This is a genomic window from Clostridium sp. KNHs216 (genome assembly GCF_006714885.1).
Taxonomy (GTDB): domain Bacteria; phylum Bacillota; class Clostridia; order Oscillospirales; family Acutalibacteraceae; genus Caproiciproducens.
The window spans coordinates 864,098-878,178 of the sequence record NZ_VFMF01000001.1; the positions used below are offsets into that span (position 1 = coordinate 864,098).

The window sequence follows — 14,081 nt, forward strand, 5'->3', positions numbered from 1 at the left end:
CCGCCGCCCCGGCCGCCAGCCGGATGTAACGCGAAAAATCAACGGGTTTTTCCCGGGAAACAGAAAGAAAGCAAATTTGCGGAAGATGAATTGCAATTTTACGGCATTGTGGTAAACTAATAAAAACGAATATTGTTTTAGGAGTTCTTGCAAATGCCCAAAATCGGAATGCGAATCATCAAATCCTCTGTGGCGGTTTTCCTCTGCTTCGCGATCTATCTTGTCCGCGGAGACGGAATTCCGTTTTATTCCGCAATCGCCGCAATTCTGTGTATGCAGCCGTATGTCTCCAACAGCCGAAAGGTAGCCTTTAACCGCATTATCGGCACCTTTATCGGAGGGACCGCCGGCATGCTTGTCATGATGGCGGAAAGGAGCTTTATCCCGCCGGATGTGCCGGTGCTGAAATATCTGCTGATTTCCGCCGTAATTATCCCGCTGATCTATATTACCGTACTCGCGAAAAAGACCTCCGCTTCCTATATTACCTGCGTTGTCTTTATGAGCATTACCGTTTCTCACGGCCAGGATGCGAGTCCTTATTTTTTCGCGCTGAACAGAATTTTAGACACGCTGATCGGCATTTTCGTGTCGCTGGGCGTGAACGCCTTCCATCTTCCCCGCAGAAAAAACGGCGATCTGCTGTTCGTAAGCGACCTGGACGGCACACTGACCAATTCCGGCGGGCAGATCGGCAATTTCACCCGTTTCAAGCTGAATCAGCTCCTGCAAAGGGGCGCTATGATTACGGTGGCGAGCAAACGCTCGTCCTCTTCCATGGAGCCGATCCTGAAAGGAATCTCTTTTTCGCTTCCGGTGATCGCCATGAACGGCGCAGCACTGTATGATATCAGGAAAAAAACCTATCTTTACAGCAAAAACATCCCTTACGCGACGGCGAAGGAAGTGCTGGGGGTATTTGACAAATACGGGCTGAACTGCTTTGTGCACACGATCATCAACGATATCCTTCATATTTATTACGGCGATTTTACCAACGCGGCGGAGGAGCGCTTTTACCACGAACATAAGCTGCGGCCCTTAAAAAATTATATCTGCAACCCGCTGCCCGAAAACCGCGACGTGGTCTATATCATGGCGGTTGACCGGCTGGAAACCATCCGGAAGCTGCGCGAAGAAATTCTGAGCCTGAGCTGCGCCGGGCAAATCAGCGCGGTCTATTACCCCGACCGGAACAACGAAGGACACTATTTTCTGGAAATCTACAGCGTGGAAGCCTCCAAGGAAAACGCCGTACTGGAACTGAAAAGGCGCTACGGGATGGAAAAGGTCGCCGCTTTCGGCGACGACGAAAGCGACGCGGGCATGATCGCGGCGGCGGACTACGGCTATGCGGTCGCCAACGCGGCGGACAGCCTGAAGAAAGCGGCCCCGCAGATCATCGGCAGTCAGGACAGCGACGCGGTTGTCAGGACCATAGAAAAGCTCTTCCATGCCAGAAAGCTCCCTTAACCCCCTCTCAATATAATATCTCTGCGGAAAGGACGCTTGAATTGAATCATTTCTACACCATCAAATTATCCCCGGCCCGCGCAAAGACCTATCTGACAAAGATCGGGGCGGATTTCTGATGCTTATTTCCTTTTTGACCATTTTTGAGAAGGTCGTGATTCTGTTTATCATGATTTTCATCGGCTATCTCTGCGGGAAAACCGGGATGGTTACGAAGCGCGGCGCGCAGCAGATTACTTCTATTCTGCTGTATGTGGTAACGCCGTGCCTGATTATCGCCTCGCTGCAGAGCATCATCGGACAGATCGGGATCAAAGAGCTGATTTCCGCCGTGTTCTGGTCGGCTTTTGCCATGGGCCTGGCGATTCTCGCCAGCATGCTCTTCTTTCGGAAAAACCCCGATTACCAGAAAAAGATCCTGCGCTTCGCGGCCGCTTACTCCAACAGCGGATATATGGGAATCCCGCTTGTGGAAGCCGTCTTCGGCAGCGCAGGAGTCGCCTACGCTTCCATGTACAACGCCGTGTTCAGTTTTTTTATGTGGACGCACGGTTATACCAGCGTCAGCAGCAAACGCGCTCCGGGCTGGAAGAAGATCGCCACCAACCCGGGAATCATCGGGCTGGCGGTTGCCTTTCCGCTTTTTGCGTTCTCCATCAGGCTGCCGGAAATTCTGGAGTCCCCCATCGGCTCCCTGGCCTCGATGAACACGCCGCTTGCCATGATCGTGGTGGGAATCTACATTTCCGGAATCAACCTGAAGGAGCTGTTTACGGACAGTAACCTTTACCTGCTTTCCGCTTTGAGGCTGGTCCTGCTCCCGGGTCTGACCCTTCTGCTGATGCTCCCGTTCGGCATTGACAAAACCGTGGCCTCAACCGTTTTACTGCTCTGCGCCGCTCCGTCGGCTACCGCCACCGCGATGTTTGCGGTCCAGTTCGGCGGAGACGCAAAACTCGCCTCCAAGTCCGTTGCGCTGACGACCCTGTTTTCTGTGGCGACAATGCCTTTCTTCTGCGTTCTGGCAAAGCAGCTGTTCTGAAAATCCGCTTTACATAATGAAAGAGCTGCCGCAAAATGAATTTATGACACAAATGGAATAAATCGGAATGCTAAGACGCGAAAAAACGCGCCCCGAACAGGCTTTTGAAAGCCCCGGCAAAGCGTATTTTCCCGCGCTGTTTTTTGACGATGCAGTTTCAGGAAAAAGGGTTGAACGGTCAGCATAAAGATATTTTTTCAGAGGATGTTGCTTTAACGCTCTAACAAGGTGCAAAATGCATAAAACAGCCCAAGCTGATGCATGATTTTTCAAAAAACAGCCATTGACATTTCACTATAATCATATTATAATTTGCAATAATTCAGCAGGTTTAACAGATAAAGCGGCGTTTTTTTGCAGTCTTCATCCATTTTTCCTGCATATCAATCTGCTTCATTTAGGATTTCACCGGCGGTTTGCCGGTATTGCTTTTTTAACGGAAGGGGTATTATTATGAAAAAGACAAAAAGGATTTTATCCGCCGTGCTCTGTGCGGCGATGGCGATCAGCCTGTTTTCTTTGGCGGGCTGTTCCAAAAGTGATGCACAGTCCCCCGCTCCCGCCGCATCCGGCGCGGAAAGCACCGCTGCAAAAAAGGTGCTCAAGGTCGGTATGGAGTGCGCGTTTGCCCCGTACAACTGGACGCAGGCGGATGATTCCAACGGCGCGGTCCCGATTTCCAACAGCAGCGGCGAGTATGCCAACGGCTACGACGTTATGATGGCCAGGAAGATTGCCGACGCAATCGGATACGACCTGCAAATCGTCAAGACCGAATGGGACGGTCTTGCCCCCGGTGTTTCCTCCGGTAAGCTGGACGCGGCGATCGCGGGCATGAGCATTACAAAGGAGCGTCTGCAGACCGTCGATTTCACGGATGTTTACTACAAAGCCTCCATTTATGCTCTTGTAAAGTCCGACAGCAAATACGCTTCCGCCAAGGGTGTGGCCGACCTGAAGGGTGCTTCCTGCACTTCCCAGCAGAACACCATCTGGTACGATATGCTCAAGCAGATCCCGGACGCGAAAATCCAGCCGGCCATGAAGAATGTTCCGGCGCTGATTGTGGCCCTGACCTCCGGCAAGACCGAGGTTTTTGTCACAGACAAGCCGACGGCTCTGGCCGCCTCCTCTACGAATAAAAATCTTGTCATGCTCGACTTTTCCGCCGGCGGAGACGATTTCAAGGCGTCTGACGAAGACGTCAATCTCGGCATTGCGGTTTCAAAATCCGCCACGGACTTAAAAGAAGCCATTAATAAAGCTCTCGGGGAAGTCAGCGAAGCCGACCGCGACAAAATCATGCAGGATGCGATTTCAAAACAGCCGATGGCTCAATAATGATTGACTGCGTTCAGGCAGGAAGTGAGTGTAATCTATGAATCTCCCCAACGAAGCCGATTTTTTCGGTTGGGTACTGTATCTGCTCGACAAATACGGAATGATTTTTCTGCGCGGAGCGGGCGTAACGCTGATGCTGGCGCTGGTCGGCACCCTGATCGGATGTTTGATTGGCCTTCTGGTCGGCGTATTAAGGACCCTGCCCTACAATAAAAAAGCCAATCCGGTCGTCAAAATTCTGTATAAGGTCCTGCAGTTTATTTTAGCCGTATACATAGAAGTCTTTCGCGGAACCCCGATGATCGTTCAGGCCATGGTGCTCTATTATGGCTCCAAGCAGATGTTCGGCGTGGATATGAGCGCGATGTTCGCCGGGTTTTTCATCGTATCCATCAACACCGGCGCATATATGGCGGAAACCGTGCGCGGCGGCATCGACTCCATCGACGTGGGTCAGACGGAGGCCGCAAAGGCGATCGGCATGACGCACTGGCAGACCATGGTAAGCGTCATTATGCCGCAGACCCTGCGCAACATCCTTCCGCAGATCGGCAACAATCTGATTATCAACATCAAGGATACCTCCGTATTGAACATCATTTCCGTCACGGAACTGTTCTTCTCCGGAAATTCCGCCGCCGGCGCCTACTTCCGGTATTTTGAAGTATTCTTTATCATTTGTGTGATCTACTTCATCATGACCTTTACCTGCTCCCGCCTGCTGCGCTGGATAGAGCGCAAAATCGACGGCTCCGGCTATTACTCTCTGGTAGAGATCGACATGATGGCCGACCCCTGCGGCCACAATCCTGTTAAGAAGCACGGAGGCAACCAAACATGGAAGAAGTAAACGCCCCGATCCTGCGGGTAAACCATCTGAGCAAAAGCTTCGGAGACCATCAGGTGCTGAAGGACATCGACTTTGAAACCTATCACGGGAACGTCATCTGCATTATCGGCGCTTCCGGTTCCGGCAAGTCCACGCTCCTGCGCTGCATCAACCTGCTGGAAACGCCGACCTCCGGCCAGATTTTCTTTCACGGCAGGGACATCACCTCCAAGGGGAGCAACGTGAACGTGTACCGTTCCAAGGTGGGAATGGTGTTCCAGTCCTTTAACCTGTTCAACAACATGACCGTGCTCCAGAACTGCATGGCCGGTACAACGAAAGTACTCAAGAAAGATAAGAAAACCGCGGAAGAAACCGCTATGAAATACCTGACGAAGGTCGGTATGGGCGAATACATCAACGCAAAGCCCCACCAGCTTTCCGGCGGACAGCAGCAGCGTGTCGCCATTGCGCGCGCGCTGGCTATGGAGCCCGAAATGCTGCTGTTTGACGAACCGACCAGCGCGCTGGACCCCCAGATGGTCGGCGAAGTGCTGCAGGTTATGCGCGATCTCGCGCAGGAAGGCATGACCATGGTGATCGTGACCCATGAAATGGCTTTTGCCCGCGATGTTTCCTCCCGTGTGGTCTTTATGGCGGACGGCGTGGTGGCGGAAGAAAACACGCCTGAAGAGCTCTTTTCCAATCCTCAGCAGGAGAGCACTAAGGAGTTTCTGTCCCGTTTCCGCAATCAATAACACTCAGGCGGCAGACTGCAACAAGTCGTGCCTTTGTCCCCCGTTCTGAGGCTGTCGCCGAATAGTCCTTCTTTAATTTACTGTATGAAAAAAGCGCTTTGAGCAGTCCTTTTCAGGGCCGTATCAAAGTGCTTTTTGTTTTCAGAGGTTCTTTGCGGCTGGGAATATTGCTTCCGGCAGGCAGTTTTTATGCCCCCTTCCTCAGGACTGGCTTGAACTGCTCGACTCTTCCGGTTTTTCGCGCGTACCCCCGCCCAGAATCTGTACGGAAACCAGCTGATCGGTTCCTGTTTCGCTGGTGACCTTTAACACGCTGCCGACGGTGATGTCGCTGAGGGAAGCAGACTCTCCGCTTTCATTACCATTTGTATTTTTTACTCCTTTTGTACTGTATGTATCACTTGTATCCCCTGCGGAAGAAGCAGTGGAACCCGTCCCCTGTTCCGTCTTTCCGTCCGGAGTCTGTCGGTTTCCCCGCATGCTTTGTCTGGTAAGGATGCTTTCGTCGGAGATGGTAATGGTTTTTGTTTCGCCGGTGAGCGTCAGCATTTCAAATCCGCCTTCGCCGCCGGAACCCTGCTGCCTTTGATTTTTCCCTTCGGAACTGTCGCCGCCAGACGCAGTATTGTCTTTCGACGGAGGATTGCCCTTTTGTTCGCTGCCGGAAGCGCCGCCCTGGCCTTTCCCGCTTTCCTGACGCCCGCCGCCCTCTCCGCGGTTCAAGGTCCCCAGAGCAAGAGTGATTTTACTGCCGTCAACCGCCGTCACCTTGCCGTACACGGTCGTCTGATTGTCCGCGCCCTGCTGGGAAGCCGACTGTGCCGCCGTTGCGGACGCGGTCGTTGTCTGTGAGGAACATGCCGCAAGTCCGACAGTACAAACGGCGGCCAGCAGCACCGCTTCCACCCGTTTTACCATACGATCCTTCATGATTTGCATCTCCATTCTAAAAAATTGGAAATATCTTCCTGACGTATGGTTATTATATTGGCGCAATGTGACGGTTGTATGTTCTTTATTTTAAAGCTGAATGAAAAAAGCCTGCGGGCCGAGGCCCACAGGCTTTTTTCTATTATCACATTATCGTTTGATAATTTTCTGTACAATGGAGATTTCCTCTTTGCTTGGAATCAGGAGCCTGTAGAAAGGCGTTCTGGTAAACTTGCAGAAAATGATAATCGAGGTCAGTCCCTGCGCCGTCAGCGAAACGGACGTCGACACCGCCGCGCCGTTGATGCCCATGCCGGGAATCAGGACAAAGCTGAGGACAATGTTGAACGCCACGCCGATTACCGTGGAAATGATATTCAGCTCCGGCTTTCCGTAAGCCGCAATCGAGTTTGCCAGCACCTTCGCGTAAGTAATAAAGATGGACCCGATAATCAGGATGCGCAGCGCCGGAATGGCTTCTATATATTTCGGGAAAACAACCGGTACGAAAATCTGCGCCATCCAGGTCAGCAGGAACGCGCACACAAAAGTAATGTAGGTAACGATTTTGCAGGACATCAGCGTCAGCTTGACTTTATCTTCCTGTACCTTCATCCCGGCGATCCTTGACATGATGACCATGCTGACGGCATTCGGCAAAAGCCAGACCTGCTCCATCAGTGTGGAGGCAAAGGAGTACACGCCGAGTGCGGCAACCTTATAATATCCTTTGACAATGAAATTGGCAGCATAAGTATTCACATAGGTCAGCATGTTGGAAATATGGGATTTCAAGCTGTACTTCACCATAGTACCGGCGCCGACCAGCACATCGTCCTCTTCGCTTACCGCCTGTTCCGGGCCTCTGCGCAGCACGGAAATACACATCCCTATCATGGCCACCATAATCAGAATGCTGGAAAGAATAATCACCAGCGGCGTTTTCCAGAAAAACACGCTGAACGCAAACACGGTGGTCAGCACGCGCTGAATCAGGGTTATGATATTATAGGCGCTGAACTTGTTTTCGCCGCGCAGAATGCAGGTGTAGACGGTGGATAAAAAGGAAAACACGCCGTAAACCACCGCAAGCACGCTGTATAAAAGAGGAGTGTCCGCAAAATAGCTGTCGCGCAGTACAAACACGCTTGCAAGGCCGATGACGACGATTAAGACAACGATTCCGGCGCAGATTTTTGTCAGCGCTTTTTTCACGTTCTTCAGCCCATAGCGCGACGTATAGTAAATCACCGCGGAACTGACGCTCAGGGAAAGGAAGGTGACCAGAAGCGTTCCCACGTACTGCAGCTGTGTAATATATCCCTTGGAAGCCGGGTCCAGAACCCCCGTGATCACGAGGGAGGAAATAAACCCCATTACCGCACCGAATGCGGTCGTTCCAAAGGTGCTGAGTGCGTCGCGCACGATGGAACTTCTGATTTTACGGTCTTTTTTTTCTTTCATCTATCCTATACTCCAATATCTGCCGCTGTACTTTTTAACAAGGAGTATATTATAGCATGATCGCAAAAAATTAACAATATTGCAGTGGTTATTCCTGAAGTTTTCCTCCGACATGGTTTCTGTCGAGCGCCTTCCGAATGGTGAGGAACAGCGGTACGGCCACCACGTCCGCAATCACCGCGTTCGTGAGGGTTGCGGCGGCTTTGGTCGCGATTTTAATATTGACGACCTGCACCGCGGAGCCGATGAGCAGCTCCTTCACATAGGAATAGCCGAGGTACAGGGCGCAGTAGCTCAAGGAACCCGCGACCGCCGCAAGAATCAGGCGGGAAAGCTTTTTCGCGGACTTGTTCCCGCCCCAGGCGATGGTGCCGCAGACAAACGCCATTATAAACTTAAAGACCAGCGTAAAAGGCGCGCTGGAGGCCCAGCCTCCGATCAGGTCAAAGATAAACGAACCGATTCCCGCCGCCGCGCCGCCGTAAACCGGCCCCAAAAGCAGGCCGGACAGGATGCAGAACACGTTGCCGAGACCGATCATGGTTTTGTCTCCAAGCACGGGAATCGGAACGTTCAAGTATGTTCCCACCAGCACAAGCGCGCCCATCAGGCCGGTCAGCGCGACATTGACCGTCGTCTTTTGCTGATTTGTATTGAATTTCATGATGATACCCCCAAACTATAAATGATTCTTAATTAAGGACGCCGATACGGTTTTTGATATTCAGCCGGTCCAGCGCGTTGCCCAGCAGGAAATAAGCCACCGCGCTGGCACTTGCCTGCACCAGATTGGCCGGGATCTCTGCCAGCGGAGAAACAAAGCTGTGCAGGAAAACGACCTCCGTCAGATAGTACCCGGCGATGCAGATCACCCCGGCGGCGACGGCCGCCGCGGCATTGCGCTTATGAAGGATCGTTTTGCCCGCCGCGGAAAAACAGAGGACCATGGCCGATTTAATCAGGAAGGTCGGCAGCGCGTACGCTACGCTCCCCGTCAGCGCGTCGGACATCGCTTCGCCGATTCCCCCGGCGGCAATGGCAAACGGCGCGGGCAGAATGCTGGCCGCAAGATAGAGGATGGAATCCCCCAGATGGATATATCCGCCCGTCGCGGGCGTAGGGATATGAAGGACATAGGCCGTAACCACAAAGATCATCGCGGCAAAAAGCGCCGTCATGACATAGGTTCCCGTCGCAGAAGACCGGTTCGTTTTCATCATCTAAACACTCCAATGATTGATTTGCTTTAAAGCTGTGCTATAATAATAGCGTATAACTGTTCGTATTAAAATATACAGTTAATAAAAAAATGATCAGTACAGTTTTTGGAGGAAGCCCATGACCTACGATTATCTGATTTTGGACGCCGATTCGGGCACCCCGCTTTATCAGCAGCTTTACCTCACTATGAAAGCCGCCATTGAGGCCGGACATCTCGCGAAGGGAGAGCGTCTTCCCTCCATCCGCAAGCTGGCGGAGGATTTAAAGCTGAGCTGCACTACGGTGGAAAACGCGTATCAGCAGCTTTGCGTGGAAGGCTATATCCAGTCCCGGCCGCAGCGCGGCTATTTTGTCCTGACCGTGGCGCACGACGACGGGCGCCAGAAGCCCCGCCGCGTCGGAACCCCTCTGCCGAGCGCCCCTCCCATCCGCTACAATTTCGGCAGCGACTGTGTGGACAGCGACAATATCGACATCAAGGCCTGGCGGCGTCATATCCGCGACGTGCTGAACCGTCAGGAGGTCATCGCCGGATACGGCGAGCATCAGGGGGAACGCGCTCTTCGCGAGGCGCTCTCCGCCTACAGCTACAGCGTCCGGGGGGTGGTTGCTTCCCCGGAGCAGATCGTCATCGGCGCGGGCACGCAGCCGCTGTTAACCATATTATGCGGATTATTAAACAGGGATGATACGCGCGTTGCCATGGAGGAGCCGGGGTTTCTGCAGGCCGAGCAGATTTTCTCCGACTGCGGACTGTCCGTCCTGCAGCTGCCGGCGGACGAAAACGGCATTCGGATGGACGCGCTGGAAAAAAGCGGCGCAAGGCTGCTGTTTGTCAGTCCTTCCAACCGGGTCCGCACGGGAACAAGCCTGCCCATGGGCAGGCGGTCCGAGCTGCTGAACTGGGCGCGGGAAACCGGCGCGATCATCATTGAGGACGACTACAACGGCGAGCTGCGCTACAACGCGCGCCCGATTCCGGCCATGCAGAGCATGGCCGGCGGAGAAAGCATCGTTTACATCGGCTCCTTTTCCAAGCTTCTTCTTCCTTCGGTGCGTATCGGCTATATGGTGCTGCCGGAGAATCTTCTGGAGCGCTACCGCGTTCGGGCCAGCCGCTACAACCAGACCGCCTCCAAAATCGAACAGCTGGCTCTGAGCGGGTACGTGAAAAGCGGACAGCTGGAGCGCCATCTGCGCCGGCTGAGAAAGCTGTACGCCGCCAAGAGCACCGCGTTGATCAAAGCCCTGAAAAGCGCTTTCGGCGACAGCGTCGATATTTTGCTGGAGGAGACGTTTCTGTATCTGATTCTGGACGTGAAAACCGGGCTGATGTCACAGGAGCTCTGTGCCCTTGCGGCGGAGAAGGGCGTTCGGACCATGCCGCCGCAGGAGGGGACCTCCAGAATCAGGCTCGGCTTTGCCGGGATTCCCTTCGGGGAAATCGGCGCGGCGGTGGACTGCCTGAAAAGCGCGTGGTCCGTCGGTACCTGATTGTTTTTTCCGGGTTATCGTAGTAAAATAGGGTACATTAACAAATAATGGAATCAGTCCGCATCCCGCCGATGCGGCGGATTTCCATCGGATAAAGGAGAAGCATAACATGCGAGCATATGAAAGATTTCTGAAATACGTCGGCTTTGACACCACCTCCGACGAAAACGCCCCGGAAAACGTCTGCCCCAGCACCGAAAAACAGAAGGCGCTGGCAAAGTTTCTGGTGGAGGAAATGAAGGGTCTGGGCCTTTCCGACGCCCACATGGACGAAAACGGCTACGTCTATGGCACGCTTCCCGCAAACTGTGAGGAAAAGCTGCCGGTGATCGGGCTGATTTCCCACATGGACACCAGCCCGTCCGCAAGCGGCGCCGGGATCAAGCCGAAAATCGTGGAAAATTACGACGGCGGGGACATCGTCCTCAATCAGGAAAAACAGATCGTGATGAGCCCCGCGAAATTTGAAAGCCTGCGCGATTACAAGGGCAAGGATTTAATCGTCACCGACGGCACCACCCTGCTGGGAGCCGACGACAAAGCCGGTGTGGCGGAGATCATGACCCTCCTGGAAAAATTGAGTGGCGGCGTGGTAAAGCACGGAAAAATCGCGGTCGGCTTCACTCCGGACGAGGAAATCGGGCGTGGGGCCGACAGGTTCGACGTCGAACATTTCGGAGCGGATTACGCCTATACGGTGGACGGCGGAAGGCTGGGAGAAATCGAATACGAAAACTTCAACGCGGCGGCCGCGACAGTCACGGTAAACGGGGTGAACATTCATCCGGGAGACGCGAAAAACAAAATGAAGAACGCGCTTTTGATGGGCATTGAATTCAACTCCATGCTTCCCCCGAACGAAATTCCAGCCTGTACCGAGGGCTACGAGGGTTTCCACCACCTGAGCCACATGGAGGGCGACGAGGAAAAAACCGTTCTGCGCTATATTATCCGCGACCACTACATGAACCAGTTTACGGAGAAAAAAGCCCGTTTTGAAAAAGCCGCCCGCTATCTCAACGAAAAATACGGGGACAATACCGTTGAGCTCACCCTTCAGGATTCCTATTATAATATGAAGGAAAAAATAGAGCCGCATATGTTTATCATTGAAAAGGCAAAAAAGGCCATGAAGGACGCGGGCGTGGAGCCGGAGATCGTGGCTATCCGCGGCGGCACGGACGGCGCAAGGCTTTCGTATATGGGTCTTCCCTGCCCCAACCTTTCCACCGGCGGCCACAATTTTCACGGCCGGTTCGAATATATCCCGGTCCAGTCCATGGACAGCATGGCGGACGTACTCCTGAATATTGTAAAGGCGGAATGAATTTTGTATCGCATTTCCCTGCAAAATATGATATAGTAAAGTGATAAAGTGCAAATCGGCGGAAAAACGGCGGAGTTCCCGTTGCCGAAAAATGCATTTTATGGTATAATTATGCTTTAAATTAAGAAAGTGCTTAAAGGGGATTAACGGAATTATGATTTGTGTGAACCAGTACCGCACCCATCTGTGCGGGGAAGTCAGCGAAAAGGACATTGGCAGCGAAGTGCGCGTGGCCGGCTGGGTGGAAAACATCCGCGACCACTACGGCGTGGTTCAGATCGTTGTTTACGACGAAAGCCTGCTGGAAAATGTAACGAAAGAATGCACCATTACCGCCGCCGGCACCGTTATACTGCGCGACGAAGACACTGTTAATCCCAAAATTAATACCGGCACGGTGGAGGTAAAGGTCTCCGCCCTCACCGTGCTGGGCAAAACACTGAACAGCCTGCCGTTTGAAGTGGATTTGTCGAAGGAAACCAAGGAAGATGTCCGTTTAAAATACCGCTTTCTCGATCTGCGCAACCCGAAGGTACACGAGAATATTGTCCTGCGCTCCCAGCTGATTTCTTTTCTGCGCAGCAAGATGACGGACATGGGCTTTCTGGAAATCCAGACGCCGATTCTCAGCGCCTCTTCTCCGGAGGGCGCGCGCGACTATCTGATTCCCAGCCGCAGACACGCGGGCAAATTCTACGCCCTGCCGCAGGCTCCGCAGATTTTCAAGCAGCTTCTGATGGTGTCGGGCTTCGACCGCTATTTCCAGATTGCCCCCTGTTTCCGCGATGAGGACGCGAGGGCCGACCGTTCTCCGGGCGAGTTCTATCAGCTCGACTTTGAGATGGCGTTCGCCACACAGGAGGACGTTTTTTCGGTCGCGGAGGAAGTGCTGGGCGAGACCTTTGAGAAATTTTCCGATAAACGGGTCTCCAAAGCGCCGTTTGTGCGCATTCCCTACGAGGAAACCATGCTGAAATACGGCACCGACAAGCCCGACCTGCGCAACCCGCTGAACATTATCGATATTACCGACCTGTTTGAAGATACCGCCTTTACCCCGTTCAAAGGCAAAACCGTCCGCGCGATCAACGTTCCGGACTGTGTTTCCCAGCCGAAGAGCTTCTTCGAGAACATGCTGAAATTCGCGGAAGGAATCGGCATGAAGGGCCTCGGTTATATCAGCGTCACCGCTGAAAACGAGTACAAGGGCCCGATCAACAAATATCTGCCGGACGACAAACGCGAGGAGCTGGCCCGCCGCGCGGGGCTGAAGCCCGGCTGCGTGATCTTCTTCATCGCCGACGACCGCGAGACGGCCCCGAAGCTTGCGGGACAGATCCGCACGGAGCTCGGCGAAAGGCTTGACCTGATCGACAGGGACGCGTTCGAGCTGTGCTTTATTGTGGATTTCCCGATGTACGAGATCGACGAGGACACCGGAAACTATGTCTTTACCCACAACCCGTTCTCCATGCCGCAGGGCGAAATGGAGGCGCTGACGGCCAAAAAGCCAGAGGAGGTTCTGGCTTACCAGTACGATATCGTCTGCAACGGCGTGGAGCTTTCCTCCGGCGCGGTGCGCAACCACGACATCGCCGTGATGGTCAAGGCGTTTGAAATCGCTGGCTACACCGAGGAGGATATCCAAACCAAATTCACCTCGCTCTACAACGCGTTCCAGTACGGCGCGCCCCCGCACGCGGGCATGGCCCCGGGCGTGGACCGCATGCTGATGCTGCTGACCGGCGAGGATAACATCCGCGAAGTGATCGCGTTCCCGATGAACTCCAACGCGCAGGACGTGCTGATGGGCTCCCCCGGAGAAGTCACCGAGCAGCAGCTGCGCGAGGTTCACATTAAGCTGAGAAAATAAGCCCGGAGCCTGTTTTTGGCCCGGCCCAAAGGAGGGCTTTCATGATTACCCATGAGGAAATATTGAATATCGCCAATCTGGCGAAGCTTTCCGTCAGTGACGAAGAGCTGGACGAGCTGACGAAGGATATGAGCGAAATTATCGGCTTTGCCGACACGATCAACGCCGCCAGCGCCGACGCTTCCGATTTTGACAACATCAATAACCTCTCCAACGTCTTCCGGGAGGACACCGTCGTCCCTTCCTACGACCGGGAAGAGATACTGAAAAATGCCGAGAGCCGGGACGACGGATATTTTCTGGTCAAAAAACGCGTGTAGGAGGTACGG

General features: G+C 53.5%; 13 protein-coding genes. 9 read left to right on the forward strand and 4 right to left on the reverse strand.

Features of this window, described 5'->3' with window-relative positions:
• The first annotated feature begins 153 nt into the window (after positions 1 to 153).
• The 5 genes from LY85_RS04255 (at position 154) to LY85_RS04275 (ending at position 5,443) form a co-directional block, all read left to right on the forward strand.
• The gene (locus LY85_RS04255; RefSeq protein ID WP_243122478.1) at positions 154 to 1,473 is read left to right on the forward strand and encodes an HAD-IIB family hydrolase; all 1,320 of its coding nucleotides are present in this window, start codon (positions 154 to 156) and stop codon (positions 1,471 to 1,473) included.
• A gap of 118 nt (positions 1,474 to 1,591) precedes the next feature.
• On the forward strand, positions 1,592 to 2,515 hold the full coding sequence (locus LY85_RS04260; protein ID WP_141825592.1) for an AEC family transporter: 924 nt from the start codon (positions 1,592 to 1,594) through the stop codon (positions 2,513 to 2,515).
• 453 nt (positions 2,516 to 2,968) lie between these two features.
• Positions 2,969 to 3,856 (forward strand): transporter substrate-binding domain-containing protein, encoded by an 888-nt coding sequence (locus LY85_RS04265; protein ID WP_141825593.1) that lies wholly within the window; start codon positions 2,969 to 2,971, stop codon positions 3,854 to 3,856.
• A gap of 37 nt (positions 3,857 to 3,893) precedes the next feature.
• Positions 3,894 to 4,706 carry an amino acid ABC transporter permease gene (locus LY85_RS04270; protein WP_141825594.1) on the forward strand — a complete coding sequence of 271 codons (813 nt, stop codon included), beginning with the start codon at positions 3,894 to 3,896 and terminating at the stop codon, positions 4,704 to 4,706.
• Positions 4,694 to 5,443 (forward strand): amino acid ABC transporter ATP-binding protein, encoded by a 750-nt coding sequence (locus tag LY85_RS04275; RefSeq protein ID WP_141825595.1) that lies wholly within the window; start codon positions 4,694 to 4,696, stop codon positions 5,441 to 5,443. Before LY85_RS04270 ends, LY85_RS04275 begins: the two co-directional genes overlap by 13 nt.
• A gap of 201 nt (positions 5,444 to 5,644) precedes the next feature.
• Here the strand turns inward: LY85_RS04275 and LY85_RS04280 are convergent, their stop codons facing one another.
• The 4 genes from LY85_RS04280 to LY85_RS04295 all read right to left on the reverse strand — a co-directional run bounded on the left by LY85_RS04280 (position 5,645) and on the right by LY85_RS04295 (position 9,057).
• A complete protein-coding gene (locus tag LY85_RS04280) occupies positions 5,645 to 6,373 on the reverse strand; it encodes a hypothetical protein (protein WP_141825596.1) in 729 nt (242 codons plus the stop codon).
• Positions 6,374 to 6,523: 150 nt separating this feature from the next.
• Entirely contained in the window at positions 6,524 to 7,837 is a 1,314-nt protein-coding gene (locus LY85_RS04285; protein WP_141825597.1) for a polysaccharide biosynthesis C-terminal domain-containing protein, read from the reverse strand.
• 88 nt (positions 7,838 to 7,925) lie between these two features.
• Positions 7,926 to 8,501: an ECF transporter S component gene (locus LY85_RS04290; protein ID WP_141825598.1), complete on the reverse strand. Its 576-nt coding sequence runs from the start codon at positions 8,499 to 8,501 to the stop codon at positions 7,926 to 7,928.
• Between the two features lie 28 nt (positions 8,502 to 8,529).
• Positions 8,530 to 9,057, reverse strand: a complete 528-nt coding sequence (locus LY85_RS04295; protein ID WP_141825599.1) for a TIGR04002 family protein — start codon at positions 9,055 to 9,057, stop codon at positions 8,530 to 8,532.
• Positions 9,058 to 9,175: 118 nt separating this feature from the next.
• Between LY85_RS04295 and LY85_RS04300 the strand changes: the two genes are divergently transcribed.
• From LY85_RS04300 to gatC, 4 genes are all read left to right on the forward strand, one after another.
• Positions 9,176 to 10,552 (forward strand): PLP-dependent aminotransferase family protein, encoded by a 1,377-nt coding sequence (locus LY85_RS04300; protein WP_141825600.1) that lies wholly within the window; start codon positions 9,176 to 9,178, stop codon positions 10,550 to 10,552.
• A gap of 109 nt (positions 10,553 to 10,661) precedes the next feature.
• Positions 10,662 to 11,879, forward strand: a complete 1,218-nt coding sequence (pepT, locus tag LY85_RS04305) for a peptidase T (protein WP_141825601.1) — start codon at positions 10,662 to 10,664, stop codon at positions 11,877 to 11,879.
• 154 nt (positions 11,880 to 12,033) lie between these two features.
• On the forward strand, positions 12,034 to 13,752 hold the full coding sequence (aspS, locus tag LY85_RS04310; protein WP_141825602.1) for an aspartate--tRNA ligase: 1,719 nt from the start codon (positions 12,034 to 12,036) through the stop codon (positions 13,750 to 13,752).
• A 41-nt stretch (positions 13,753 to 13,793) separates the two neighbouring features.
• Positions 13,794 to 14,072, forward strand: coding sequence for an Asp-tRNA(Asn)/Glu-tRNA(Gln) amidotransferase subunit GatC (gene gatC / locus LY85_RS04315; RefSeq protein ID WP_038324946.1), 279 nt, complete (start codon positions 13,794 to 13,796; stop codon positions 14,070 to 14,072).
• Positions 14,073 to 14,081 lie beyond the last annotated feature (9 nt).

Coding starts and splice junctions, on each gene's coding strand:
- LY85_RS04255 (WP_243122478.1), top strand. CDS start 154: ATGCCCAAAATCGGAATGCGAATCATCAAATCCTCTGTGGCGGTTTTC.
- LY85_RS04260 (WP_141825592.1), top strand. CDS start 1,592: ATGCTTATTTCCTTTTTGACCATTTTTGAGAAGGTCGTGATTCTGTTT.
- LY85_RS04265 (WP_141825593.1), top strand. CDS start 2,969: ATGAAAAAGACAAAAAGGATTTTATCCGCCGTGCTCTGTGCGGCGATG.
- LY85_RS04270 (WP_141825594.1), top strand. CDS start 3,894: ATGAATCTCCCCAACGAAGCCGATTTTTTCGGTTGGGTACTGTATCTG.
- LY85_RS04275 (WP_141825595.1), top strand. CDS start 4,694: ATGGAAGAAGTAAACGCCCCGATCCTGCGGGTAAACCATCTGAGCAAA.
- LY85_RS04280 (WP_141825596.1), bottom strand. CDS start 6,373: ATGAAGGATCGTATGGTAAAACGGGTGGAAGCGGTGCTGCTGGCCGCC.
- LY85_RS04285 (WP_141825597.1), bottom strand. CDS start 7,837: ATGAAAGAAAAAAAAGACCGTAAAATCAGAAGTTCCATCGTGCGCGAC.
- LY85_RS04290 (WP_141825598.1), bottom strand. CDS start 8,501: ATGAAATTCAATACAAATCAGCAAAAGACGACGGTCAATGTCGCGCTG.
- LY85_RS04295 (WP_141825599.1), bottom strand. CDS start 9,057: ATGATGAAAACGAACCGGTCTTCTGCGACGGGAACCTATGTCATGACG.
- LY85_RS04300 (WP_141825600.1), top strand. CDS start 9,176: ATGACCTACGATTATCTGATTTTGGACGCCGATTCGGGCACCCCGCTT.
- pepT (WP_141825601.1), top strand. CDS start 10,662: ATGCGAGCATATGAAAGATTTCTGAAATACGTCGGCTTTGACACCACC.
- aspS (WP_141825602.1), top strand. CDS start 12,034: ATGATTTGTGTGAACCAGTACCGCACCCATCTGTGCGGGGAAGTCAGC.
- gatC (WP_038324946.1), top strand. CDS start 13,794: ATGATTACCCATGAGGAAATATTGAATATCGCCAATCTGGCGAAGCTT.